Origin of the sequence: Streptococcus mitis, assembly GCF_003942795.1 — a bacterium.
GTDB classification, from domain to species: Bacteria; Bacillota; Bacilli; order Lactobacillales; family Streptococcaceae; genus Streptococcus; species Streptococcus mitis_BJ.
Window position 1 is genome coordinate 1 of the sequence record NZ_RJNY01000018.1, and the last position, 24,760, is coordinate 24,760.

At 41.7% G+C, this 24,760-nt stretch carries 29 protein-coding genes; 24 read left to right on the plus strand and 5 right to left on the minus strand.

The genetic code is table 11. The features are described from left to right. Positions 1 to 61 precede the first annotated feature (61 nt). The 8 genes from D8847_RS08010 to brnQ all read left to right on the plus strand — a co-directional run bounded on the left by D8847_RS08010 (position 62) and on the right by brnQ (position 6,648). Positions 62 to 1,216: a triacylglycerol lipase gene (locus tag D8847_RS08010; protein ID WP_419991702.1), complete on the plus strand. Its 1,155-nt coding sequence runs from the start codon at positions 62 to 64 to the stop codon at positions 1,214 to 1,216. Then, complete coding sequence (locus D8847_RS08015; RefSeq protein ID WP_125841222.1) at positions 1,198 to 1,590, plus strand: hypothetical protein; 393 nt, start codon at positions 1,198 to 1,200, stop codon at positions 1,588 to 1,590. The genes D8847_RS08010 and D8847_RS08015 overlap by 19 nt, the downstream gene beginning before the upstream one ends. Further along, on the plus strand, positions 1,571 to 1,864 hold the full coding sequence (locus D8847_RS08020; protein ID WP_125841223.1) for a hypothetical protein: 294 nt from the start codon (positions 1,571 to 1,573) through the stop codon (positions 1,862 to 1,864). Before D8847_RS08015 ends, D8847_RS08020 begins: the two co-directional genes overlap by 20 nt. Before the next feature lie 142 nt (positions 1,865 to 2,006). Further along, the gene (locus D8847_RS08025) at positions 2,007 to 2,612 is read left to right on the plus strand and encodes a nitroreductase family protein (protein ID WP_125841224.1); all 606 of its coding nucleotides are present in this window, start codon (positions 2,007 to 2,009) and stop codon (positions 2,610 to 2,612) included. Positions 2,613 to 2,625: 13 nt separating this feature from the next. Continuing rightward, entirely contained in the window at positions 2,626 to 4,026 is a 1,401-nt protein-coding gene (gene pepV, locus D8847_RS08030) for a dipeptidase PepV (protein ID WP_125841225.1), read from the plus strand. A gap of 53 nt (positions 4,027 to 4,079) precedes the next feature. Then, on the plus strand, positions 4,080 to 4,658 hold the full coding sequence (locus tag D8847_RS08035) for a uracil-DNA glycosylase family protein (protein ID WP_125841226.1): 579 nt from the start codon (positions 4,080 to 4,082) through the stop codon (positions 4,656 to 4,658). Positions 4,659 to 4,863: 205 nt separating this feature from the next. Continuing rightward, the gene (locus D8847_RS08045) at positions 4,864 to 5,151 is read left to right on the plus strand and encodes a rhodanese-like domain-containing protein (protein ID WP_000658239.1); all 288 of its coding nucleotides are present in this window, start codon (positions 4,864 to 4,866) and stop codon (positions 5,149 to 5,151) included. A 171-nt stretch (positions 5,152 to 5,322) separates the two neighbouring features. Then, positions 5,323 to 6,648 (plus strand): branched-chain amino acid transport system II carrier protein, encoded by a 1,326-nt coding sequence (gene brnQ / locus D8847_RS08050; RefSeq protein ID WP_125841228.1) that lies wholly within the window; start codon positions 5,323 to 5,325, stop codon positions 6,646 to 6,648. Positions 6,649 to 6,696: 48 nt separating this feature from the next. Here the strand turns inward: brnQ and D8847_RS08055 are convergent, their stop codons facing one another. Then, entirely contained in the window at positions 6,697 to 7,248 is a 552-nt protein-coding gene (locus D8847_RS08055; RefSeq protein ID WP_125841229.1) for a DUF1307 domain-containing protein, read from the minus strand. A gap of 138 nt (positions 7,249 to 7,386) precedes the next feature. Between D8847_RS08055 and D8847_RS08060 the strand changes: the two genes are divergently transcribed. The 16 genes from D8847_RS08060 (at position 7,387) to D8847_RS08135 (ending at position 19,616) form a co-directional block, all read left to right on the plus strand. Next, positions 7,387 to 8,424, plus strand: a complete 1,038-nt coding sequence (locus tag D8847_RS08060) for a M42 family metallopeptidase (RefSeq protein WP_125841230.1) — start codon at positions 7,387 to 7,389, stop codon at positions 8,422 to 8,424. 1 nt (position 8,425) lies between these two features. Beyond that, a complete protein-coding gene (locus D8847_RS08065; RefSeq protein ID WP_125841231.1) occupies positions 8,426 to 8,887 on the plus strand; it encodes an HIT family protein in 462 nt (153 codons plus the stop codon). A 15-nt stretch (positions 8,888 to 8,902) separates the two neighbouring features. Continuing rightward, the gene (gene ldcB / locus D8847_RS08070) at positions 8,903 to 9,619 is read left to right on the plus strand and encodes an LD-carboxypeptidase LdcB/DacB (RefSeq protein WP_000747745.1); all 717 of its coding nucleotides are present in this window, start codon (positions 8,903 to 8,905) and stop codon (positions 9,617 to 9,619) included. A gap of 122 nt (positions 9,620 to 9,741) precedes the next feature. Next, entirely contained in the window at positions 9,742 to 10,167 is a 426-nt protein-coding gene (gene rplK, locus D8847_RS08075) for a 50S ribosomal protein L11 (RefSeq protein ID WP_001085808.1), read from the plus strand. 207 nt (positions 10,168 to 10,374) lie between these two features. Beyond that, on the plus strand, positions 10,375 to 11,064 hold the full coding sequence (gene rplA, locus D8847_RS08080; protein ID WP_001085676.1) for a 50S ribosomal protein L1: 690 nt from the start codon (positions 10,375 to 10,377) through the stop codon (positions 11,062 to 11,064). 174 nt (positions 11,065 to 11,238) lie between these two features. After that, complete coding sequence (locus D8847_RS08085) at positions 11,239 to 11,751, plus strand: adenine phosphoribosyltransferase (RefSeq protein ID WP_001049315.1); 513 nt, start codon at positions 11,239 to 11,241, stop codon at positions 11,749 to 11,751. A 186-nt stretch (positions 11,752 to 11,937) separates the two neighbouring features. Continuing rightward, a complete protein-coding gene (gene metA / locus D8847_RS08090) occupies positions 11,938 to 12,882 on the plus strand; it encodes a homoserine O-acetyltransferase MetA (protein ID WP_125841232.1) in 945 nt (314 codons plus the stop codon). Between the two features lie 8 nt (positions 12,883 to 12,890). After that, positions 12,891 to 13,568, plus strand: coding sequence for a DnaD domain-containing protein (locus D8847_RS08095; RefSeq protein WP_125841233.1), 678 nt, complete (start codon positions 12,891 to 12,893; stop codon positions 13,566 to 13,568). A gap of 96 nt (positions 13,569 to 13,664) precedes the next feature. Next, a complete protein-coding gene (gene tpiA, locus D8847_RS08100) occupies positions 13,665 to 14,423 on the plus strand; it encodes a triose-phosphate isomerase (RefSeq protein ID WP_125841234.1) in 759 nt (252 codons plus the stop codon). 186 nt (positions 14,424 to 14,609) lie between these two features. Further along, entirely contained in the window at positions 14,610 to 15,128 is a 519-nt protein-coding gene (locus D8847_RS08105; RefSeq protein WP_125841235.1) for a Dps family protein, read from the plus strand. 209 nt (positions 15,129 to 15,337) lie between these two features. After that, positions 15,338 to 15,676: a zinc ribbon domain-containing protein YjdM gene (locus tag D8847_RS08110; RefSeq protein ID WP_001061600.1), complete on the plus strand. Its 339-nt coding sequence runs from the start codon at positions 15,338 to 15,340 to the stop codon at positions 15,674 to 15,676. A gap of 2 nt (positions 15,677 to 15,678) precedes the next feature. Next, positions 15,679 to 16,302: a Pr6Pr family membrane protein gene (locus D8847_RS08115; RefSeq protein WP_000775204.1), complete on the plus strand. Its 624-nt coding sequence runs from the start codon at positions 15,679 to 15,681 to the stop codon at positions 16,300 to 16,302. Between the two features lie 112 nt (positions 16,303 to 16,414). After that, positions 16,415 to 17,566 carry an MFS transporter gene (locus tag D8847_RS08120; RefSeq protein WP_125841236.1) on the plus strand — a complete coding sequence of 384 codons (1,152 nt, stop codon included), beginning with the start codon at positions 16,415 to 16,417 and terminating at the stop codon, positions 17,564 to 17,566. Between the two features lie 98 nt (positions 17,567 to 17,664). Next, on the plus strand, positions 17,665 to 18,414 hold the full coding sequence (gene truA, locus D8847_RS08125) for a tRNA pseudouridine(38-40) synthase TruA (protein ID WP_061588344.1): 750 nt from the start codon (positions 17,665 to 17,667) through the stop codon (positions 18,412 to 18,414). After that, positions 18,404 to 19,177, plus strand: a complete 774-nt coding sequence (locus tag D8847_RS08130; protein ID WP_057488624.1) for a bifunctional hydroxymethylpyrimidine kinase/phosphomethylpyrimidine kinase — start codon at positions 18,404 to 18,406, stop codon at positions 19,175 to 19,177. The genes truA and D8847_RS08130 overlap by 11 nt, the downstream gene beginning before the upstream one ends. Continuing rightward, entirely contained in the window at positions 19,155 to 19,616 is a 462-nt protein-coding gene (locus D8847_RS08135; RefSeq protein WP_061588343.1) for an ECF transporter S component, read from the plus strand. The genes D8847_RS08130 and D8847_RS08135 overlap by 23 nt, the downstream gene beginning before the upstream one ends. A 208-nt stretch (positions 19,617 to 19,824) precedes the next feature. Here D8847_RS08135 and D8847_RS08140 read toward each other — a convergent pair whose 3' ends face one another. The 4 genes from D8847_RS08140 to D8847_RS08155 form a co-directional block, all read right to left on the minus strand. Next, the gene (locus tag D8847_RS08140; protein ID WP_061588342.1) at positions 19,825 to 20,907 is read right to left on the minus strand and encodes a M24 family metallopeptidase; all 1,083 of its coding nucleotides are present in this window, start codon (positions 20,905 to 20,907) and stop codon (positions 19,825 to 19,827) included. 127 nt (positions 20,908 to 21,034) lie between these two features. Then, positions 21,035 to 21,817: a lipid II isoglutaminyl synthase subunit GatD gene (gene gatD / locus D8847_RS08145; RefSeq protein ID WP_057488621.1), complete on the minus strand. Its 783-nt coding sequence runs from the start codon at positions 21,815 to 21,817 to the stop codon at positions 21,035 to 21,037. Next, positions 21,817 to 23,160, minus strand: coding sequence for a lipid II isoglutaminyl synthase subunit MurT (gene murT / locus D8847_RS08150; RefSeq protein ID WP_125841237.1), 1,344 nt, complete (start codon positions 23,158 to 23,160; stop codon positions 21,817 to 21,819). The genes gatD and murT overlap by 1 nt, the downstream gene beginning before the upstream one ends. Positions 23,161 to 23,258: 98 nt before the next feature. Further along, entirely contained in the window at positions 23,259 to 24,575 is a 1,317-nt protein-coding gene (locus tag D8847_RS08155; protein WP_000958903.1) for an FAD-containing oxidoreductase, read from the minus strand. Positions 24,576 to 24,760: the final 185 nt, after the last annotated feature.

Below are 24,760 nucleotides of genomic sequence, written 5' to 3' on the forward strand. Positions count from 1 at the left end.
TAGATGGCTAGTTGATAAGTCATACTGGGTGGATAAAAATAAAACTGATTGTGAATACCATATAGAAGAAAACAAAACATATAATTTTAGTGATAATGATACACGACTAGGTGAATTTCGAGTTCTTAGTGCAAAAGACAACACCTCCAACGGTATGCAGGCGATGGCGGTTGCTCCTGTGGATAAAAATGGGAATGTGGATGATAGCCATGTAGTGATTGCTTATGCTGGCACGAATAAAGACGATCAACTTGACATCCAAACAGATATCCAATCAATAGGATTTGGTGATAGACGGATGTTGTCGGATTCGAAAACAAAGACATTTAGAAAATCTCAATTCCAAACGGCTCTGAGTTTTGCGGAAGAAATCGAAAAAACTTATCCCTCTGCTAAAATCACAACTGCGGGGCATTCGCTTGGAGAGTCTCTGGCTATGTATGTTGCTTTAAAGCGAGGTTATGCCAATGTTGGGTATAATGGGCCAGATATTCATAACTTGATTTCGAAAGAAGAAATTAAGTACATGCAAGAACATCCAGAACAATTTCGCAATTACCGTCATAAGTATGATGTTATTGGCAATATTACGGGAAATACGACTCAAACAGCCATTTATCCCTACATCTATCCTTCAAAAGATAACTGGGGGGACAAGCTAGAATATCATAACTTGTCCCAGTGGCGATTTGATGAGAATGGTCAGTTAGTTGATTTGGATGGAAAACGTGTCACAAATCTCAAAGTAACAGCGCTAGCAGAAGCAACAGCAGGTATGTACCGCTACCAAAAAATCAAAAGCTACCTCTCGGCAGATGGCTTGTCAAGTAGGGAAGAGATATATTTGGATAGCTTGCAGGGGATGGCACTAGGGGAAGGGATGGCTAATGCAGCTCGAGCTGGTGCAGACGACATCAAGCACCTTCAAGAGGAGGTGGTGTCAAAAGCACAAGAACTATGGGATCAGCTTGACTTTAGTGGTTTCCAATACCTGAGTTATGATGAAGTTCTATCGACTTTTGCGTCTGCGGGTGTGACTCAGGATACGATTGTCGGTTCAGTTGAGCAAGATTTTGAGCAAATGAATCAAAAGGCTGAAAAACTAGCCACAGAGTTTGATACCTTTAACCAACAGATTATCCAAGTCATTGAGAATANACTGGCTACAGATAAGGAATTGGCAGGAGAATTTAGAAAATGGAACAGTCGGATTTAGTCTTCCAAAAGTTAAAAGCAAAAGAAAAAGAGTATTATGATTTGGAAGATGAGTATCTAAAGCGGAAAGCAACGTTTACGAATCAACGCAACGAACTCTATGAACGTCGAGACCGCTTTGCCCGAATCGTAGAAGACGAAGCTGGTAAGATGACTGCTTTTCTTCAAAAAGGACAATATAGTTACCAAGATGGAGAACAGTTTTATAGGAGTTTACAACAATTGATGGAGGATTCTCAGTTTGCGTGTAGGCGTAGAGAAGATGAATTGCAGTACCATGAAGAGGTGTTAGACAGAGATTATCGTAAAAAGCAAGACGAGTTAGAACAGACAATCGGAGATTTAAGGAGGTCATATGCTCGCACCATTAAATGAATATTACACAGATGAAGAATATGAATTTGCTTTACGTCAGATGTATCTCATGATGGAGAGGAATAGAATCTATACAATGGCGGCAGTAATCCTAAAGGAAAAAAATTCTTTACAAACCGATTATAAAGAAAAAGTGAGAGAAAGTGCGGAGGAAACAAAAGTCGCTATTGGGAAAATAAAATCGCAGATGGATACGGCCATAAAAGGTCAGGTAAAGAAAAAGTTGGAAGAAGTGACAACGGAGAAGCTATCTCAGTATGATTCCATTTGCTAATTTTATAGTGAGTGAATAGAATAATGACTACAAACTGCACAGAGCAGTTTGTTTTGCTCTTGCTTTTCCTATGAAAAATCTCTGCAAGCTCTTTCAAATTATGGTAGAATGGAAGCAGTAGAATTAGAAAAGGAAATCGATTATGAAATTTCTTGAATTAAATAAAAAACGTCATGCGACCAAGCATTTTACTGATAAACCGGTAGATCCCAAAGATGTGCGTACGGCTATCGAAATCGCAACCTTAGCCCGAAGTGCCCACAATAGCCAGCCATGGAAGTTTGTGGTTGTTCGTGAGAAAAATGCTGAACTGGCAAAATTAGCTTATGGTTCGAACTTTGAGCAGGTATCATCAGCACCAGTGACCATTGCCTTGTTTACAGATACAGATCTTGCCAAACGTGCCCGCAAGATTGCCCGTGTTGGCGGCGCAAAGAATTTCTCAGAAGAGCAACTTCAATATTTTATGAAGAATTTGCCTGCCGAGTTTGCCCGTTACAGTGAACAACAAGTCAGCGACTATCTAGCCCTCAATGCGGGTTTGGTTGCCATGAATTTGGTTCTGGCACTGACAGACCAGGGAATCGGTTCTAACATTATTCTTGGATTTGACAAATCAAAAGCCAACGAAGTTTTGGACATCGAAGACCGTTTCCGCCCAGAACTCTTGATTACAGTGGGTTACACAGACGAAAAATTGGAACCAAGCTACCGCTTGCCAGTAGATGAAATCATCGAGAAAAGATAGAAGGAAGAAAAAGATGACAGCAATTGATTTTACATCAGAAGTAGAAAAACGCAAAGAAGACCTCTTGGCTGACTTGTTTAGCCTTTTGGAAATCAACTCAGAACGTGATGACAGCAAGGCGGATGCTGATCATCCATTTGGACCTGGTCCAGTAAAAGCCTTGGAAAAATTTCTTGAAATCGCAGATCGTGATGGCTATCCAACTCAAAATGTTGATAACTATGCAGGACATTTTGAGTTTGGTGAAGGAGAAGAAGTTCTCGGAATCTTTGCCCATATGGACGTGGTACCAGCTGGTAGCGGTTGGGATACAGACCCTTATACACCAACTATCAAAGACGGTCGCCTCTATGCGCGTGGAGCTTCGGACGACAAGGGGCCTACAACAGCTTGTTACTATGGTTTGAAAATCATCAAGGAATTGGGTCTTCCAACTTCTAAAAAAGTTCGTTTCATCGTCGGAACAGACGAAGAATCAGGTTGGGCAGACATGGATTACTACTTTGAACATGTAGGACTAGCAAAACCAGACTTCGGTTTCTCTCCAGATGCTGAGTTCCCTATCATCAACGGTGAAAAAGGAAACATCACAGAATATCTTCACTTTGCGGGTGAAAATACTGGCGCTGCCCGTCTTCACAGTTTTACAGGTGGTTTACGTGAAAACATGGTACCTGAATCAGCAACAGCAGTCGTTTCAGGTGACTTGGCTGACTTGCAAGCTAAATTAGATGCCTTTGTTGCAGAGTACAAACTCAGAGGAGAAATCAAAGAAGAAAACGGTCAGTACAAGGTGACTGTGATTGGTAAATCAGCTCATGGTGCTATGCCTGCTTCAGGTGTCAATGGAGCTACTTACCTAGCACTCTTCCTCAGCCAATTTGACTTTGCTGGACCAGCCAAAGACTACCTTGACATCGCTGGTAAGATTCTCTTGAATGACCATGAGGGTGAAAATCTCAAGGTTGCTCATGTTGATGAAAAGATGGGTGCCCTTTCTATGAATGCAGGTGTTTTCCGCTTTGACGAAGCAAGTACTGATAATACCATTGCCCTCAACTTCCGTTATCCAAAAGGAACAAGTCCAGAGCAAATCAAATCAGTTCTTGAAAACTTGCCAGTTGCTTCTGTTAGTCTTTCTGAACACGGTCATACACCTCACTATGTACCGATGGAAGATCCACTTGTGCAAACCTTGTTGAATGTTTATGAAAAACAAACTGGGCTTCAAGGTCACGAACAAGTCATCGGTGGTGGAACCTTCGGCCGCTTGCTGGAACGTGGGGTTGCCTATGGTGCGATGTTCCCAGACTCAATTGACACCATGCACCAAGCCAACGAATTTATCGCCTTGGACGATCTCTTCCGAGCAGCAGCAATCTATGCAGAAGCTATCTATGAATTGATCAAATAAAACGATAGAAGTCTGAGATTTTATGCTTAGACTTCTTTTTGGAGGGAAAACAGATGTCTCAAATTGAAAGAATCAAGAAAGCTATTATGGATGATCCACAGAATGCCAGCTACACAGAACGCGGAATCGAACCTCTCTTTGCGGCGCCAAAAACTGCTCGCATCAATATTGTCGGTCAAGCTCCGGGGTTTAAAACGCAAGAAGCTGGGATTTATTGGAAGGATAAGAGTGGTGATCGTCTGCGTGAGTGGCTAGGTGTAGATGAAGATACCTTTTACAATTCGGGCTTGTTTGCAGTTATTCCCATGGACTTTTATTTCCCAGGACATGGAAAATCAGGCGACCTTCCACCCCGTAAAGGCTTTGCCGAAAAATGGCACCCACAACTCCTCAAGGAATGTCCAAATATTGAATTGACCCTTTTGATTGGACAATATGCCCAGGCCTATTATCTTCATGAGAAGGTTAGTGGCAAGGTAACAGAGCGGGTAAAACGCTACAAAGACTATCTACCAGAATTTTTCCCTCTAGTTCACCCATCACCACGAAATCAAATCTGGATGGCTAAAAATCCTTGGTTTGAGGCAGAAGTAGTGCCCGATTTGAAAAAAAGAATTAAAACCATTTTATAGTCAATGAAAATCAAAGAGCAAACTAGGAAGCTAGCCGCAGGCTGCTCAAAGTACAGCTTTGAGGTTGCAGATAAAACTGACGAAGTCAGCTCAAAACACTGTTTTGAGGTTGTGGATAGAACTGACGAAGTCAGTAACCATACCTACGGTAAGGCGACGCTGACGTGGTTTGAAGACATTTTCGAAGAGTATTAGGAGAAAAAGAATGAAAGAAATAGCCTTTGATGAATTTTACCAGCTTTACCAGAAAGAGTCCCTTTCAGTCTTAGACGTGAGAGAAGTAGAAGAGTTCGAGACGCTTCATTTAGAAGGTGCACACAACTTACCGCTTAGTCAATTGGCTGATACTTATGATCAGTTGGACAAGGACCTCTTGCATTATGTCATTTGTAAATCTGGGATGAGGTCAACTCGTGCTTGCCAGTTCTTGGAGGAGTATGGATACAAGGTCATCAATGTTCAAGGTGGAATGACGGCCTTTGAAAATCTTTAAAATTTTGCATTTCTCCTACTTGGTGTGGACTAGGTAGGAGAATTTTGTTTTTAGATAATTCTTATTTTTAAAAATATTGAAAACATTCAATATTTACTTCGTGATGCTTTTTTCATACTCTTATTCGTGATATACTAGGTCAGTATTTTAGAAATATGAAGGAGATTCTTTATGGCTAAAAAAGGTGCCCTAACAGGTTTGCTCCTGTTTGGAATATTTTTTGGTGCGGGGAACTTGATTTTTCCGCCTTCTCTAGGTGCCCTATCTGGAGAACATTTTCTTCCTGCTATTGCAGGTTTTGTCTTTTCAGGCGTCGGTATCGCCGTTTTGACACTTATTATTGGAACACTAAACCCGAAAGGATACATTTACGAGATTTCTAAGAAAATCTCACCTTGGTTTGCGACACTTTATCTTGCAGTCCTCTATCTATCAATTGGCCCCTTCTTTGCCATTCCACGTACAGCCACAACAGCTTACGAAGTCGGGATTAGCCCCCTTTTATCAGATGCGAATAAAGGTCTTGGCTTGATTGTCTTTACTGTGCTTTACTTTGCAGCGGCTTATTTGATTTCGCTTAATCCATCAAAAATCTTGGATCGAATCGGACGTGTTTTAACGCCAGTCTTTGCCTTGTTGATCGTTATCTTGGTTGTACTAGGTGCCTTCAAGTATGGTGGAACAAGTCCTCAAGCAGCCTCAGAAGCCTATCAATCCTCTGCTTTTGGGACAGGTTTCCTAGAAGGGTATAATACCTTAGACGCCCTTGCTTCAGTTGCTTTCAGTGTGATTGCTGTTCAAACCTTGAAACAACTTGGATTTTCCAGTAAGAAAGAATACATTTCAACTATTTGGGTGGTTGGTATCGTTGTTGCCCTTGCCTTTAGCGCTCTTTACATCGGTTTAGGATTCCTTGGAAATCACTTCCCGGTACCAGCAGAAGCGATGAAGGGTGGAACACCAGGTGTTTATATCTTGTCGCAAGCTACTCAAGAAATCTTTGGTTCAACAGCTCAACTCTTCCTTGCTGTTATGGTAACTGTAACCTGCTTCACAACGACAGTTGGATTGATTGTGTCTACAGCTGAGTTCTTTAATGGACGTTTCCCACAAATCAGCTACAAGGTCTATGCAACTGCCTTTACCTTGATTGGATTTGCTATTGCAAACCTTGGTCTTGATGCCATTATTAAGTATTCAGTTCCAGTACTGGTAATCTTGTACCCAATCACCATCGCCATTGTGATGATTGTGATTGTTAATAAGTTTATCGCCCTATCAAAACCAGGTATGCAGTTAACTATTGGGCTTGTTACAGCGATTGCTCTTGCAAGCGTCCTTGGAAGTTCTTTTAAGATTGAGTTTCTAGCAAATCTCGTCAATGCTCTTCCGTTTGCAGCTGCCTCTCTTCCATGGCTAGTGCCAGCTATTATCGGAATCTTGCTTTCACTGGTTCTACCAAACAAGCAAGAGAGTGACGTTTTTGAGATGGAATAAAAAAATTCTTGGTCATCGACCAAGAATTTTTTGTATGAGCACGACTCATTAGTTGGTTTGTTCAGTATAACCAGCTTCTTTAAGCATTTTTTTCGAGGCAGCAAAGCTTACACGGTTTCCAATACCAGAATATTCGTTTGGCATTGCTTTTTTCAATTCGTCAAGACTCGCGACAGTCATGTCAACCTCGATGTTTTGGATAACTTTTTCGTCTTGAATTTCAACTTTTTGTGTAACCCCTTTGACCCCTTCATAACCTTTATAAGTATCGTCAACAATTTCCTTAATACCTTCCGCAGTATTATTAAGTTTTTCAGGGTCAAGTACATTATGAACAGTTTGTTTTACAACGTCATCTCCCTTCACAGTATAAGTCAAGGTAGAATGAATCCCAGGTTTGCTATTGTGGACAAATGTGTGAGTTTCTGTCTCATCTTTCTTTTCAGATGATTGTTGGCTGCTTTGTTTGCTCTCACTTGACTGAGTTGTTGTGTCTTCTTTGGTACTGCTGTTAGTAGGTGTTGATACTTGTTTGGAACATCCGAGTAGGAGGACAAGTGAAGCCACAAGGGCTAGTGATACTTTAAAGTATGATTTCATATTTTTACTTTCCTTTCATAATCAAAGTATTTGTATTATAACATGGATCTATAGTGAAAGCAACTAAACATAGTTTTTCTCCTTTTGAGAAGGAGTCTGACTAGAAAAATGTTATAATGGTAGGAAAGAGGTGAAGAAATGAATCAGACTATAAACTATATCAAAGAACTAACCGCTATTGCATCACCAACGGGTTTCACTCGTGAGATTTCAGACTACTTGGTCCATACTTTAGAAGAGTTTGGTTACCAGCCTGTTCGCACAGCCAAGGGCGGTGTCAATGTGACCATTAAAGGTCAAAATGATGAGCAACAACGCTATGTGACAGCCCATGTGGATACGCTGGGTGCTATTGTCCGTGCTGTCAAACCGGATGGTCGTCTCAAATTAGATCGTATCGGTGGTTTTCCTTGGAACATGATTGAGGGGGAAAACTGTACGGTTCATGTGGCTAGCACAGGTAAAAAGGTATCTGGAACCATCCTCATCCACCAAACTTCTTGCCATGTCTACAAAGATGCAGGAACTGCTGAACGTACGCAGGACAATATGGAAGTGCGTTTGGATGCAAAAGTAACCAATGAAAAAGAAACCCGCGCCTTGGGCATCGAGGTCGGCGATTTTATCAGTTTTGACCCGCGAACTGTCGTGACAGAGACTGGTTTTATCAAGTCACGTCACTTGGATGACAAAGTCAGCGCAGCGATTTTACTCAATCTCCTTCGAGTTTATAAAGAAGAAGGAATTGACTTGCCAATGACGACACATTTTGCCTTTTCAGTCTTCGAAGAGGTGGGCCATGGTGCCAACTCCAATATTCCAACTCAAGTGGTGGAATATCTAGCTGTTGATATGGGAGCTATGGGCGATGACCAGCAGACGGATGAGTACACAGTATCTATCTGTGTCAAGGACGCTTCAGGTCCCTATCACTATGACTTCCGTCAACATTTGGTAGCTTTGGCGAAAGAGCAAGATATTCCATTTAAGCTCGACATCTATCCATTTTACGGTTCGGATGCTTCCGCAGCCATGTCTTCAGGAGCAGAAGTCAAGCATGCCCTCCTTGGAGCTGGTATTGAGTCAAGTCACTCTTACGAACGAACACACATTGATTCGGTCGTGGCGACTGAGCGTATGGTCGATGCTTATCTCAAGAGTGCATTGGTAGACTAATATGTGCTTGATTTGTCAAAGAATTGAATGGATCAAGGCAGGGAAGAATCCCTACTTTGTAAAAGAACTAGAAACAGGCTATGTTGTTATTGGAGACCATCAATACTTTAAGGGCTATACCTTATTTCTAGCAAAGGAGCATGTCACAGAACTCCACCATATGGAGACTTCTGTAAAACTTCGTTTTCTAGAGGAAATGAGTTTGGTCCAAGAAGCCGTTGCCAAAGCGTTTAAAGCTGAAAAGATGAACATCGAACTGTTAGGAAATGGAGATGCCCACGCCCACTGGCACCTCTTTCCAAGGCGATCAGGTGATATGAGGGGTCATGGACTTAATGGCCGTGGTCCAGTCTGGTGGGTGCCCTGGGAAGAAATGGCGGCAGAAGATTGCCAAGTGAAATCCCATGAGTTGGAACAAATGATTAAAGCCTTATCCGATGAATTAGAGAAGCACGTGGTCTAAGAGAGGAAGTAAAAAATGAAAAAAAGATATATCGTTTTATCTGGTTTGCTAGCAGTAACCCTAGCAGCATGTTCTCAAGAACAACCTAAAAATGAAGAAAATACTCAAAAAACGGAACAAACTAGCCAATCTGAAGGGACTGTAGGAAGTAAATCTCAAGCTTCTAGTCAGAAAAAGGCAGAAGTTGTCAATAAGGGAGATCACTATAGTATACAAGGGAAATACGATGAAATCGTCGTAGCTAATAAGCACTATCCTTTGTCAAAAGACTATAATCCAGGCGAAAATCCAACAGCTAAGGCAGAGTTGGTCAAACTCATTGCAGCAATGCAAGCAGCTGGCTACCCAATCAGCGATCATTACAGTGGTTTTAGAAGTTATGAAACTCAAACCAAACTTTATCAAGACTATGTGAATCAAGACGGTAAGGAAGCAGCAGATCGCTACTCAGCTCGCCCTGGATACAGTGAACACCAAACAGGTCTTGCTTTTGATTTGATTGGGACTAATGGAGAATTGGTAACAGAAGAAAAAGCAGCTCAGTGGCTCTTGGATCATGCGGCTGACTATGGCTTTGTTGTTCGCTATCTCAAAGGCAAGGAAAAAGAGACTGGCTATATGGCGGAAGAATGGCATCTTCGCTACGTCGGAAAAGAGGCCAAAGAAATTGCTGCAAGTGGCCTTAGTTTGGAAGAATACTATGGCTTTGAAGGCGGAGATTACGTCGATTAAAAAAGAAATTTTTCTCTTGCATTTTTAGATAAATAGTGTATAATAGATGGGTATGTGTAAAGCATACTTGTGGGAGGTAAAAATCTTTAATTACCGCCAAAACCACAAAGGAGGATTTAAAAATGGCTAAAAAAGTCGAAAAACTTGTAAAATTGCAAATCCCTGCTGGTAAAGCTACACCAGCTCCACCAGTTGGACCTGCTCTTGGTCAAGCTGGTATCAACATCATGGGATTCACAAAAGAGTTCAACGCTCGTACAGCTGACCAAGCTGGTATGATCATTCCAGTTGTTATCTCAGTATACGAAGACAAATCATTTACTTTCGTTACAAAAACACCACCAGCTGCTGTTCTTTTGAAAAAAGCTGCAGGTGTTGAAAAAGGATCAGGTACACCTAACAAAACTAAAGTTGCTACAGTTACTCGTGCACAAGTACAAGAAATTGCAGAAACTAAGATGCCAGATTTGAACGCAGCAAACATTGAGTCTGCAATGCGTATGATCGAAGGTACTGCTCGTTCTATGGGATTCACTGTTGTTGACTAATCAATAACACAGTAGAAAATCTCACAGCAGTCTATTAGTTGCTTTTCATACTAGGCAAGTGACTGAGGCTTGTACTTAGGTACAGCAAAGGAACTGAACGAAGTAGGAAAAGGAAAATAATAGACTGAAAACCCGCAAGACTTCATCATTTCGAGGAGTGACGTGGGAGATGAAAATCGATTGAACCACTTACAAGGAGAATAGAAAATGGCTAAAAAAAGCAAACAACTTCGTGCTGCTCTTGAGAAAATCGACAGCACAAAAGCATACAGTGTAGAAGAAGCTGTAGCACTTGCAAAAGAAACCAACTTTGCAAAATTTGACGCAACTGTAGAAGTTGCTTACAACTTGAACATCGACGTTAAAAAAGCTGACCAACAAATCCGTGGCGCAATGGTATTGCCAAACGGTACTGGTAAAACTTCACGCGTTCTTGTTTTCGCACGTGGTGCAAAAGCTGAAGAAGCAAAAGCTGCTGGAGCAGACTTTGTTGGTGAAGATGATCTTGTTGCGAAAATCAACGACGGTTGGTTGGACTTCGACGTAGTTATCGCTACACCTGACATGATGGCTCTTGTTGGACGTCTTGGACGTGTCCTTGGACCACGTAACTTGATGCCAAACCCTAAAACTGGTACTGTAACAATGGATGTTGCTAAAGCAGTTGAAGAGTCTAAAGGTGGTAAAATTACTTACCGTGCTGACCGTGCAGGTAACGTTCAAGCAATCATCGGTAAAGTATCATTTGAAGCTGAAAAATTGGTTGAAAACTTCAAAGCTTTCAACGAAACAATCCAAAAATCAAAACCAGCTACAGCTAAAGGAACTTATGTAACAAACTTGACTATCACAACTACTCAAGGTGTTGGTATCAAAGTTGACGTAAACTCACTTTAATCAGTAGTTTATAAAAGAAAGGACGAGTACGAAAGTGCTCGTCTTTTTTATGAGTATGACCTTTTAGAAAAATCAGTTCATTGATCAGGTTTGTAGCAATAGTGCGTTTCCTCTTCTTCTTTCACAGAAAATATGGTATAATAGAGAGTAAAAAACTTTGAAAGAAAGAAAAAGATGAATTTAAAAGATTATATCGCAACGATTGAAAATTATCCTAAGGAAGGCATCACCTTCCGTGATATCAGCCCTTTGATGGCAGATGGAAATGCTTATAGCTACGCTGTTCGTGAAATTGTTCAGTATGCAACTGATAAGAAAATCGACATGATTGTGGGACCAGAGGCTCGTGGATTTATTGTTGGCTGCCCAGTTGCTTTTGAGTTGGGGATTGGCTTTGCACCCGTTCGTAAACCAGGAAAATTGCCACGTGAAGTGATTTCTGCTGACTATGAGAAAGAATATGGTATTGATACCTTGACCATGCATGCTGATGCAATCAAGCCAGGTCAACGCGTTCTCATCGTAGATGATCTCTTAGCAACAGGCGGAACTGTCAAGGCAACAATTGAGATGATTGAAAGACTTGGTGGAATTGTAGCTGGTTGTGCTTTCTTGATTGAACTGGATGAGCTTAAGGGCCGTGAAAAAATCGGAGATTACGATTACAAGGTACTTATGCATTATTAATAAAAAACAGTCCTTTGGGCTGTTTTCTCTTCATCAGCTATATAAATTAACTATAGCTAGTTAGAGAAAAACTATAATTGAAAACTATATCTTCATACAGTATAATATAGGGAAGAAGTATTTGGAGGTTTTTACTTTCAAACAGACAAGATCATTCCCGAAATAGAGAACTGTTAGGAGGGTATTATGCCGATTCGACTTGATAAAAAATTACCAGCTGTGGAGATTTTAAGGACAGAAAATATCTTTGTGATGGACGACCAACGGGCCGCTCATCAGGATATTCGCCCCTTGAGGATTTTGATTTTAAATCTCATGCCCCAAAAGATGGTGACAGAAACGCAACTCTTGCGGCATTTGGCTAATACACCATTGCAATTAGATATTGATTTCTTATATATGGAAACGCATCATTCCAAGACAACCCGAGCCGAACATATGGAAACCTTCTATAAGACCTTTCCAGAGGTCAAGGATGACTTTTTTGATGGAATGATTATCACGGGAGCACCAGTGGAGCATTTGCCTTTTGAAGAGGTAGATTACTGGGAGGAATTCAAGCAGGTTATCGAATGGTCCAAGACGCATGTTTTTTCAACCCTGCATATCTGTTGGGGAGCGCAAGCAGGTCTTTATGTTCGCTATGGCGTTGAAAAGCACCAGATGGATCGGAAGCTATCAGGTATTTACCCACAGGATACCTTAAAAGAGGGGCACCTTCTTTTTAGAGGTTTTGATGATCGCTATGTAGCTCCTCATTCTCGTCATACTGAGATTTTGAAAGAAGAAATCTTAAATAAGACCAATCTTGAGATTCTGTCAGAAGGTCCTGAGGTTGGGGTTTCTATCTTAGCTAGTCGAGATCTGCGTGAGATTTATAGTTTTGGTCATTTGGAGTACGATCGTGACACTTTGGCAAGAGAGTATTTTCGTGATTGTGAGGCGGGACTCGATCCTCATATCCCAGAGAACTACTTTAAAAATGATGATGTAAATGAGACGCCTTGTCTCTGTTGGTCTTCATCAGCTGCCCTCTTTTTTAGCAATTGGGTAAACTATGCAGTTTATCAAGAAACCCCTTTTGACTGGAGAAAGGTAGAGGATGATGCGGCTGCATTTGGATATTTATAAGAGGAATTATGACATATTTTGACGCTTTTAAAACAGGGAACTTGGTTTTGCCAAGTGCCCTGCTCTTGCATTTTAAGGAACTCTTTCCTTCCAGCGAAGATTTTCTCGTCTGGCAATTTTTCTGTTTACAAAATACCACAGCCTTAGGAGATATTTCGCCTAGTCAGATTGCTGAAATCATTGGGAAAGAGGTAGCAGATGTCAACCAATCCATTTCGAATTTGACAGAAAATGGTTTGCTACAATATCGGACCATTGAACTAAATGGTGAAATTGAGCTCATTTTTGATGCTCGTCTGGCTTTTGAACGCTTAGATAGCTTGTTGGATACCCAAACTCCAGCTACAACTGCCCCAAACCCCAAAAATCAATTGAAGGATCTGGTTGAAACTTTTCAGCAGGAATTGGGACGCTTATTAACACCATTTGAAATCGAAGATCTTTCTAAGACTGTCAAAGAAGATGGAATCAAGGCGGATTTGATCAAGGAAGCTCTCCGAGAGGCGGTTTTTAATGGCAAACCAAACTGGAAGTACATTCAGGCAATCCTACGAAACTGGCGCCATGAAGGCATTCAGTCTGTGGCCCAGGTGGAGGCCAAACGAGCAGAGCGAGAAGCGAACAATCCCAAACAAGTTCAGGCTTCAGATGATTTCCTCGATGCTATGAATTTGTGGCAAGATTAGTCGCTTGAAAAATCTTGAAAATTAGAGTAAGGTTTGCAAGCTCCTTATAAATATGATAGAATGATAGTGAATAAAATGAAAAAAGAGGTATGTGAAATGTCACGTAAACCATTTATCGCTGGTAACTGGAAAATGAACAAAAATCCAGAAGAAGCAAAAGCATTCGTTGAAGCCGTTGCATCAAAACTTCCTTCATCAGACCTTGTTGAAGCAGGTATCGCAGCTCCTGCAGTTGATTTGACAGCTGTTCTTGCTGCTGCTAAAGGTTCAAACCTTAAAGTTGCTGCTCAAANCTGCTACTTTGAAAATGCAGGTGCGTTCACTGGTGAAACTAGCCCACAAGTTTTGAAAGAAATCGGTACAGACTACGTTGTGATCGGTCACTCAGAACGTCGTGACTACTTCCATGAAACTGACGAAGATATCAACAAAAAAGCAAAAGCAATCTTTGCAAACGGTATGCTTCCAATCATCTGTTGTGGTGAGTCACTTGAAACTTACGAAGCTGGTAAAGCTGCTGAATTCGTAGGTGCTCAAGTATCTGCTGCATTGGCTGGATTGACAGCTGAACAAGTTGCTTCAACAGTTATCGCTTATGAGCCAATCTGGGCTATCGGTACTGGTAAATCAGCTTCACAAGACGATGCACAAAAAATGTGTAAAGTTGTTCGTGACGTTGTAGCAGCTGACTTTGGTCAAGAAGTTGCGGACAAAGTTCGTGTTCAATACGGTGGTTCTGTTAAACCTGAAAACGTTGCTTCATACATGGCTTGCCCAGACGTTGACGGTGCCCTTGTTGGTGGTGCGTCACTTGAAGCTGAAAGCTTCTTGGCATTGCTTGATTTTGTAAAATAATCTAAGTTATTTCAGACAGTCTTCTAAGACTGTCTTTTTTTAAGACTGTATATTTTTCTTAAATTATCAGTCTATTGCAACTTTTCTCAGATAGTACACTTTCCTTGCTATCGTTTTCTGCTAGTGGTATACTTGTTTTATAGCTACTGTGAAGTAGTTATAAAAAAATGAAAAGAGGTAAAAAATATGGTTGAATTGAAAAAAGAAGCAGTAAAAGACGTAACAACATTATCTAAAACAGCGCCAGTAGCATTGGCAAAAACAAAGGAAGTATTGAACCAAGCAGTAGCGGACTTGTATGTGGCTCACATTGCCCTTCACCAAGTTCACTGGTATATGCGTGGTCGTGGTTTCCTCGTATGGCATCCAAAAATGGATGAATACATGGATAGCCTTGATGGTTATCTTGACGAAATCAGTGAACGTTTTATCACCCTTGGTGGCAAACCTTATTCAACTTTGACAGAATTCCTTCAACACAGTGAAATCGAAGAAGAAGAAGGAGAATTCCGTAACGTTGAAGAAAGCTTGGAACGTGTTCTAGCGATTTACCGCTACCTCATCGCTCTTTTCCAAAAAGCTTTGGATGTGACAGATGAAGAAGGCGATGATGTTACAAACGATATCTTTGTTGGGGCTAAGGCTGAACTTGAGAAAACAGTTTGGATGCTTGCAGCAGAACTTGGACAAGCTCCTGGTTTGTAAAATATAGTTGCTACCCCTTTTATCATGAGGCGCTTGATAAGTGCCCATGACCAATCATCTTTTAAAAGTCATGTAACTGTAAACAGTTGCATGATTTTTTTGTCTGCTGGACTTAGGACACATTGTCAAAAGTAGGATTTTACGGTATAATAGTTGCTGTTCAATAACATATGAATTTTAAAGAATAATTGTTAGTTTTAGGAGGACTTATGAACAACTTACCAAATTGCCCAAAATGTAATTCAGAATATGTCTACGAAGACGGAAGTCTCTTGGTCTGCCCAGAGTGCGCCTATGAGTGGAACCCTGCAGAAGTTGCAGAAGTAGAAGAAGGTGTTGTTGCTATCGATGCCAATGGAAATAAATTGGCTGACGGTGATACTGTAACCCTTATCAAAGACTTGAAAGTAAAAGGTGCGCCAAAGGATTTGAAACAAGGAACTCGCGTTAAAAATATCCGTATCGTAGAAGGTGACCACAACATCGACTGTAAGATTGATGGTTTTGGGGCTATGAAACTCAAGTCAGAATTTGTTAAGAAAATCTAGCCATGAAACTAAATTATAAATTTATCTTTTATAGTCGTGTGCTTTTGTTTTTAGCGGCATTTACAGGAGTTTATTTGGAGATTACCAAGCACGGTGGCTTTGGTATGCTCCTTTACTACACAGTGTTGTCCAATCTTTTGGTAACGATTTTCACGGGCTACTTGCTCCGTGTGATGAGCCGTTCAGGTGAAAATTGGCAAAGTCCGACCTTGCTTCGTCTCAAGGGTGGTGTTACCATGAGTATCATGATTACCTGTGTGATTTACCATTTTATGCTTGCACCGATCGCGACAGACTTTTACCGTGTGGAAAATTTCCTTTGCCACTATATCGTTCCACTCTGGTTTTTAGCCGACACCCTCTTCTTTGATAAACGGGGTCAATACAAGATCTGGGATCCAGTCTTGTGGACCATCTTGCCCTTGGTTTATATGATTTTTGCCTTGTTTAACGGTCTGGTCTTAAAACTCAATATTCCGAATTCCAAGGACAATCCCTTCCCTTATTTCTTTTTAAATGTGAACAAGGGTTGGGATGTGGTCATCAAATGGTGTTTGATCATTTTTGCAGCGTATATGGTTGCAGGCTTCATCTTCTATCTGATCAAGCAAATCAAGCGAAAATAGTCTTCCTATTAGGAAAGTTAGGACGGAGTCTTTAGTTCAATCGGGCTCCTTCTTTTCTTGCCATCTTCCTTTTAAAAGGATCAACAGTGAGAAATATATAGAAAGAAAATTCATGAAACAATATTTAGAACGGGCTAGTATTTTGGCCCTCTCCCTCGTTTTGATTACCTCCTTTTCCATCTCAAGTGCTCTGCCAGCCATGTTTGACTACTATCAAGGCTACCCTAAGGAACAAATCGAGCTCCTGGTCAGTCTTCCTTCTTTTGGGATCATGATTATGCTGGTTTTAAATGGGCTTTTGGAGCGTCTGTTTTCTGAGCGTCTTCAGATTAGTCTAGGACTTCTCATCCTTTCTATCGGTGGAACAGCCCCTTTCTGGTATCAGGATTACAACTTTGTCTTTGCGATGCGGATTTTATTTGGCTTGGGTGTTGGGATGATCAATGCTAAGGCCATTTCCATCATCAGTGAACGCTATCATGGAAAGACACGGATCCAGATGTTGGGTCTTCGCGGATCAGCAGAAGTTGTCGGGGCATCGATTTTGACTCTAGTGGTCGGTCAACTCTTATCCTTGGGATGGACAGTGACCTTCTTGGCCTACAGTGCGGGATTTTTAGTATTGATTCTTTATCTGCTCTTTGTCCCTTATGGGAAAGAAAAGAAAGAAACAAAGAAAAAAGAGACCGAATCGACTCGTTTGACAGGAAAGATGAAAGGATTAATTTTTCTATTGGCTGTCGAAGCAGCAGTTGTTGTCTGCACCAATACGGCTATCACCATTCGTATTCCTAGTCTGATGGTGGAAAGAGGTCTAGGAGATGCCCAGTTATCGAGCTTGGTTTTAAGTATCATGCAGTTGATTGGTATCTTGGCTGGTGTGAGTTTTTCTTTCTTCATCTCTCTATTTAAAGAAAAATTGCTCCTTTGGTCAGGTATCGCCTTTGGATTGGGGCAAATTGTGATTGCCTTGTCTCCGTCATTGGGTGTGATGGTAATTGGAAGTGTTGTGGCAGGTTTTTCTTATAGTGTGGCCTTGACCACTGTCTTTCAGATTTTATCGGAGAGAATTCCAGCCAAGCTCCTTAATCAGGCAACTTCCTTCGCAGTGTTAGGATGTAGCTTTGGTGCCTTTACCACACCTTTCATTCTTGGGGCGATTGGCTTGGTGACTCAAAACGGTATGTTGGTCTTCGCCATTCTAGGCTGCTGGTTGATTGTCACTTCTATCTTTGTTATGTACGCACTTCAAAAGAGAGCTTAGGATTAATTTCCTAAGTTTTCTTTTCGGAAATTTTGTACCCAGACAATTATTGGTTTTTAAACTTGTTTACACTTTTATTTCCTGATAAAATAGAAGTTATGACAAGATATAAAGCAATCATTTCCTATGACGGGTATGCCTTTGCTGGTTTTCAGCGCCAGCCTCATGCGCGGAGCGTTCAAGAGGAAATTGAAAAAACGTTAACGAGACTCAATAAGGGGCAAGCCATCACTGTTCACGGTGCTGGTAGGACTGATAGTGGGGTTCATGCTCTAGGACAGGTTATTCATTTTGACCTGCCCTATCAGATGGATGAGGAAAAACTCCGTTTTGCTCTGGATACCCAGTCTCCAGAAGATATTGATGTGATTTCGATTGAGATTGTGGCGGATGATTTTCATTGTCGTTATGCAAAACATAGCAAGACTTATGAGTTTATCGTGGATAGAGGGCGCCCCAAAAATCCTATGCGTCGTCACTACGCTACTCACTTTCCCTATCCGCTTGATGTGGAGCGGATGCAGATGGCAATCAAAAAGCTAGAGGGAACCCATGATTTCACCGGTTTTACAGCATCTGGAACCAGTGTAGAGTACAAGGTTCGCACCATCACAGAAGCGAGTTTAACAGTAGATGAGACAGGGCAGTTTTTGACCTTTACCTTTGCTGGAAATGGTTTTCTTTACAAACAGATTCGCAATATGGTAGGGACACTTCTCAAGATCGGCAACAACCGTATGCCAGTTGAGCAGATTGACCTGATCTTGGAGAAAAAAGACAGACAGCTTGCAGGTCCCACTGCGGCACCAAATGGCTTGTATTTAAAGGAGATTCGTTATGAAGAATAATCGTATTTTAGCACTTTCTGGAAATGATATTTTTAGTGGTGGTGGTTTGTCAGCTGATTTGGCTACCTATACCTTGAACGGCTTGCATAGCTTTGTAGCAGTGACTTGTTTGACAGCCTTGACTGAAAAGGGCTTTGAAGTCTTTCCAACTGACGATGCCATTTTTCAACATGAATTGGATAGCTTGCGTGATGTGGAATTTGCAGGGATTAAGATTGGTCTTCTTCCTACTGTCAGTGTGGCTGAGAAAGCCTTGAACTTTATCAAGCAACGTCCAGGAGTGCCTGTTGTATTGGATCCCGTCTTGGTCTGCAAGGAAACGCACGATGTGGCTGTCAGTGAACTCTGTAAAGAGTTGATTCTCTTTTTCCCTCATGTCAGTGTGATTACGCCAAATCTTCCTGAAGCAGAATTGTTGGCGGGTCAGGAAATCAAAACTTTGGAAGATATGAAAGCTGCAGCGCAGAAATTGCATGATTTAGGAGCGCCAGCAGTCATTATCAAGGGAGGCAATCGCCTTAGTCAGTCCAAGGCTGTAGATGTCTTTTATGATGGACAAAGTTTTACTGTCCTAGAAAATCCTGTTATCCAAGGACAAAATGCTGGTGCAGGTTGTACCTTTGCCTCAAGCATCGCCAGTCACTTGGTTAAAGGGGATGAACTTTTACCAGCAGTAGAAAGCTCTAAGGCTTTCGTTTACCGTGCTATTGCACAAGCAGATCAATATGGAGTAAGACAATATGAAGCAAACCAAAACAACTAAAATCGCCCTTGTATCCCTCTTAACCGCCCTTTCTGTGGTTCTAGGTTATTTCTTAAAGATTCCAACACCAACAGGCATTCTAACTCTCTTAGATGCGGGTATCTTCTTTGCAGCCTTCTACTTTGGTAGTCGTGAAGGGGCTGTAGTCGGAGGTCTAGCAGGTTTCTTGATTGACCTCTTATCAGGCTATCCACAGTGGATGTTCTTTAGCTTGATCAACCATGGCTTGCAGGGATTTTTCGCAGGATTTAAAGGAAGATGGCAATGGCTAGGCCTTATCTTAGCTACTATTGCGATGGTAGGAGGCTACGCCTTGGGTTCAACTTTGATGAATGGCTGGGCAGCAGCCCTACCAGAAATCCTACCAAACTTCCTGCAAAATATCGTGGGAATGGTTGTAGGGTTTGTGCTTAGTCAAAGTATTAAGAAAATTAAGTAAAGCGGCTGGAGAAAAGTTCTAAAAATCAGAAAAACGCATAATATCAAGTGTTGAAAAACCTTGATACTATGCGTTTTATTGTGGGAAGATTTTATACTCTTCGAAAATCAAATTTAAACCGCGTCAACGTCGCCTTGCCGTACTCAAGTACAGCCTGCGGCTAGTTTCCTAGTTTGTTCTTTGATTTTCATTGAGTATTAGATGAATATTAATCAAAATAAAGCAAGTCTTTGCTGGTGCTTGTAAAGAGGTCAAAGCCATCCTTGGTAACAACACCACAGTCTTCGATACGAACGCCGACTTTACCAGGGATATAGATACCTGGTTCAACAGAGAAGCACATGCCTTCTTCAATGACCATGTCATTTCCTTCCATGATAGATGGGAATTCGTGGACATCCATACCGATACCGTGACCGAGACGGTGGTTAAAGTACTCACCGTAACCAGCTTTTTCGATGACTTCACGGGCAGCGCGGTCTACTTCATGAGCAGTCACACCAGGTTTGATAAAGTCAAGAGCAGCTTGTTGGGCTTCAAGGGTCAAGTTGTAAATATCTTTCTTGAATTGGTCTGGTTTGCCGACAGCGACTGTACGAGTCATATCTGATGCGTAGCCATTGACCATAACACCCAGGTCAAAGAGGAGAAGGGCGTCTTTTTCGACCTTGTTTGCACCAGGAATTCCGTGTGGATTTGCAGCATTATCACCAGTCAATACCATGGTATCAAAACTCATTTCATAGCCTTCACGTTTTAAGGCGAAGTCGATTTGGGCAATGATATCTGTCTCTGTTTTATCAAGAGAGATATTGTCAAAACCAACTTTTACAGCCTTATCAGCATAGAGCCCTGCAACCATCATTTTTTGCACTTCATCAGTTGATTTGATGAGGCGCATGCGTTGGATGCGAGGAGTGAGGTTTTCAAACTCAGCAGTTTCAAAAACTGTTTTCAAACCATGGTATTTTGTCAAGATGAGATTGTCAAACTCAACAGCGACACGTTTGAAGTCGTGCTGTGGCAAGGCATTTTTGATTTTTTGCCATGGATTTTCAGAATCCACATAGCCCACTACTGGGAAAGAAACAGTGCTGCTTGCACGCTCCACTTCAAGGGCTGGGACAAAAAGGAGAGGTTCCCGGTCCGCTAGGACAAAGAGGAACATTTGGCGTTCATGGGGATCACTGTAAAAACCAGTGAGGTAATTAATAGTGACGGGGTCAGATACGACAGCGACGTCTAGTTTTTCTGATTCAAGATATGTTACGATTTGTTGTAATTTAGACATATGCTACCTTCTTTCTACCTCTCTATTTTGGCAAAAAAAGAGAGAAAATGCAAGAGAGAAGGGTAAAAGAACAGGCAAAAAGAACTCCGACAAGATAGTGGAGTTCTTTTATCTAATTTTCCTTAGTTTAAGAAAAGTCAGCCTTGCTTTTCACGTCGCTGTATTCTTCAGCGATTTCTTGACTGAGAATATCCTCATAGGCAGGGAGTTGGATGTCCTGACCGTATTTTTTCTTGAGAGCAGTAGTGACTAAGCGATAAGCTAGATTGGCATTACGAGAGAGGATAGGCCCGTGGAAGTAAGAACCAAAGACATTCTTATAATGAACCCCTTCGCCGACCTTTTCTTCGTTATTTCCATTTCCATAGACTACCTGTCCCAGTGGTTTTTGGTCATCTGAGAGGAAGGTACGGCCCTGATGATTTTCAAATCCATAGTAGGTTTCATCGAATTCGTCATTGTGAATCTTGATGTCGCCGATAAAGCGGTTATTGGTCTGGTTGAGGGTGTAGTGACCCATGACTCCTAGACCTTGGATGCGCTTGCCTGAGGCTTCAACATAATATTGCCCCAATAGTTGGAAACCACCGCAGATAGCCAGAACTACACCGTCGTTTTGAATGTAGTTGTCAATGCTCTCTTTTTTAGCAGGTAGGTCTCCTGCGATAATACTTTGTTCAAAGTCTTGACCGCCACCGAAAAAGGCGATATCGTAGTGATTTTCGTCAAAGTCATCATGGAGAGAAACGATGTCAACCGTTACATGAGCCCCCAGCTTTTCAGCCACATACTTGAGCATAAGGATGTTTCCATTGTCTCCATAGGTATTCATGAGGTTCCCATAGAGGTGGGCGATGTTGAGCTGATAAGGGTAGTTGCCAGCTTTTGAGGAAAGTGAAGTATAAACCATTAGTTCATCTCCTTTCTAACAATCTGACGACTAGCCAGCAGTTCGCGGAATTCCAGCATGGCAGTATAGGTAGCCAGGATATAAGCATGCTTGCAGTCTTGCTTCTCAATGGTTTTGAGAACTTGCTCCAGATTACTTATCTCAGTGATTTTATCAGCTGAGTAACCAGTCACTCGTAAACGACGTGCGATTTCAGAATGACGAACACCGCCAGCGTTGATTTCAGGAATGTCCATGTCAGTGATTTGTTCAAAGTCAGCATCCCAGATCCAGCTAGTGTCAATTCCGTCTGCATAGTTGGCATTTAGGAGGACAGATAGGCTAAATGGGTAAGGAGCTAGTTTGATCATTTCGATAGCTTGAGTCGCACCAACTGGATTTTTAATCAAGACAAGGGTGCATTCCTTATCACCGATATGGAAGGTTTCCTGGCGTCCAAAGACAGCACGGCTCTTGTCAAATCCTTGCTTGATCCGTTGCGAATCTGCGCCAAGGAAACGGGCAATAGCAACCGCAGCAAGGGCATTGTAGATGTTGTAAAGTCCACCGACTTGGATTCCGTATTCTTGTCCGTCAATGACAAAGCGGGAGCGATTGTTGGTCAACTCAACCAAGTCTGTCAGACGGTAGTCCAAGTCAGGACGTTTGCAGCCACAATTTTCACAGATATAGGCACCCAAGTTGGCGTAGGTATTGTGCTCGTATTTGAGGATGCCTTGGCAGTCAGGACAGAGAATCCCTTCGGTATTGTAGTGAGCCAGTTGGGCTGGCCCTTTTTCCAAGTCAAAACCAAAATACTGTACTGGGTTTGGAATAGCTGGCTTGTAGAAAAGTGGACTGTCACCATTGAGGAGAACAGTAGCCGTAGGCACCTTACGAATGGCATCCAAAATCATCTTATAAGTCGTGTAAATCTCACCATAGCGGTCCATCTGGTCACGGAAGATATTAGTGATGACAAAAAGGCTAGGATGGATATAGTCACAGATACGAGAAAGACTGGCTTCGTCAATTTCAAGGACTGCAATATTTTTTCCAGTTTTAGAGGATTTGGCCGTCAAGAAGGTTGTCGTAATCCCTGTAATCATATTGGCACCGCTTTGATTAGTCAGAACCCGACCATAAACCTCTTTTAAAATGCCGACAGTGAGGGCAGTTGTCAGGGTTTTCCCGTTGGTTCCAGTGACCACGACAATCTCGTAGTTCTTAGCTAGGTTTTGTAAAATATCTTTATCGAATTGAAGGGCGAGTTTTCCTGGGAGCGTACTTCCTCGGCCAAGACGGCTCAAGATGAAGTGAGAAGAACGCCCAGCTAGGAGGCCCAAAGTAGTTTTTAATTTCATGTTTCTATTATATCATAAAAGAGAGAAAAGATAGATTTGAGATTTCGCAGAAACAAAAACAGCCCAAAGAGGGCTGTGAGATAAGATAAGACTTCAACTTAAATCGCAAACAAGTCATTCAAGTTCTCAGCCAAGGTTGGGTGAGTGAAGATTTGTTTTGTGAAGTAAGTGTAAGGGATCTTGTTGTCCATAGCAACAGTGATGATGTTGATGATTTCTTGAGAACCTTCTGAGAAGATAGTTGCACCGAGAATCTCTTTTGTTTCAGTATTGACAACAGCTTTGAAGGCTCCGCGAAGGTCTCCATTTACGTGACCACGAGGCATAGTAGCAACAGGGATTTCCTTAACAGCGTAAGGGAGTTTCAAATCAGCTGCTTGGCTTTCCGTCAAGCCAACTTGAGAAAGAGCTGGTGTGATGAACATGGTGTTTGGTACATTGAGACGGTCTTCAAGTGTGTAGCTGCCATCTCCAGCAAGGTAGCTGTAGACAACACGGAAGTCATCAAGTGAAATGTAGGTGAATTGAAGTCCACCATTGACGTCTCCAACTGCAAAGACACCAGGAACGTTTGTTTGGCAGTGTTTGTCGACCTTGATAGCACCACGCTCCGTTAGTTCAATATCTGTATTTTCAAGTTGAAGTGGTTCTACATTCGGTTTACGTCCAGTTGCGTAGAGAAGGGCATCGAAACGGTAAGTTTCCTTTTCAGTTACGACGAGGACTTGATCACCGTCGTTTTTGATTTCAGTAGTATGGATGTTTTGAAGCAATTCAATACCGTCTTCTTCCATGTATTGTTTAGCAAGAGCTGCGATGGAAGGTTCTGCACGAGGAAGGAATGTATCCAAGGCATCTAGGACTGTGACTTTGCTACCAAGTTTGTTGTAGAGTCCAGCAAATTCAAGACCGATGTTTCCACCACCAAGGACTCCAAGTTTTTCAGGCAATTTGTCCAAGTTTTGGATACCTGTTGAGTCAAAGACATTTTTACTTGTAGCAAGTCCAGGAATTGGCAAGACGTTTGAAACAGCGCCAGTGTTGATGACGATTGTTTCAGCAGTCATTTCTTGTTTTTCGTCACCAGCCTGGATCTCGATCACCTTATTTGACACGAAATGTGCCTCTGCATCAATGACATCAACGCCATTATCGGCCAACATTTTATAATTTTTAGCGTTAAGACGACCAGTCACCGCACCACGCTCTTTCATGGTATCGTCAAATGACCAGCCCTTTTCAGCCGCTACAATCATAGTCTTGGTTGGGATACAAGCAATATTAATGCAAGTACCACCATACATCGCTTTACTGCGCTCGATGACAGCAACTTTTTTTCCAGCCGCATTCATCTTAGCAGCCAAAGTCTTACCGGCTTTACCAAATCCAATGACAATTAAATCGTATGTTAACATTTTTAAATCCTCCTATTTGATTTAATTCTAGCACAAGAAAAAAACTTTTGCACAAATCTGCTACGGGAAATGAAGTACGTTTGAAATGGTCCCTTCAAATCCTTTGATAAACAAGTTTCAGGCTACTTTACAGCTAGAAAATCGTTTACATGTTTTAATCAAGTGGTTAGACTATCTTTTGCCCC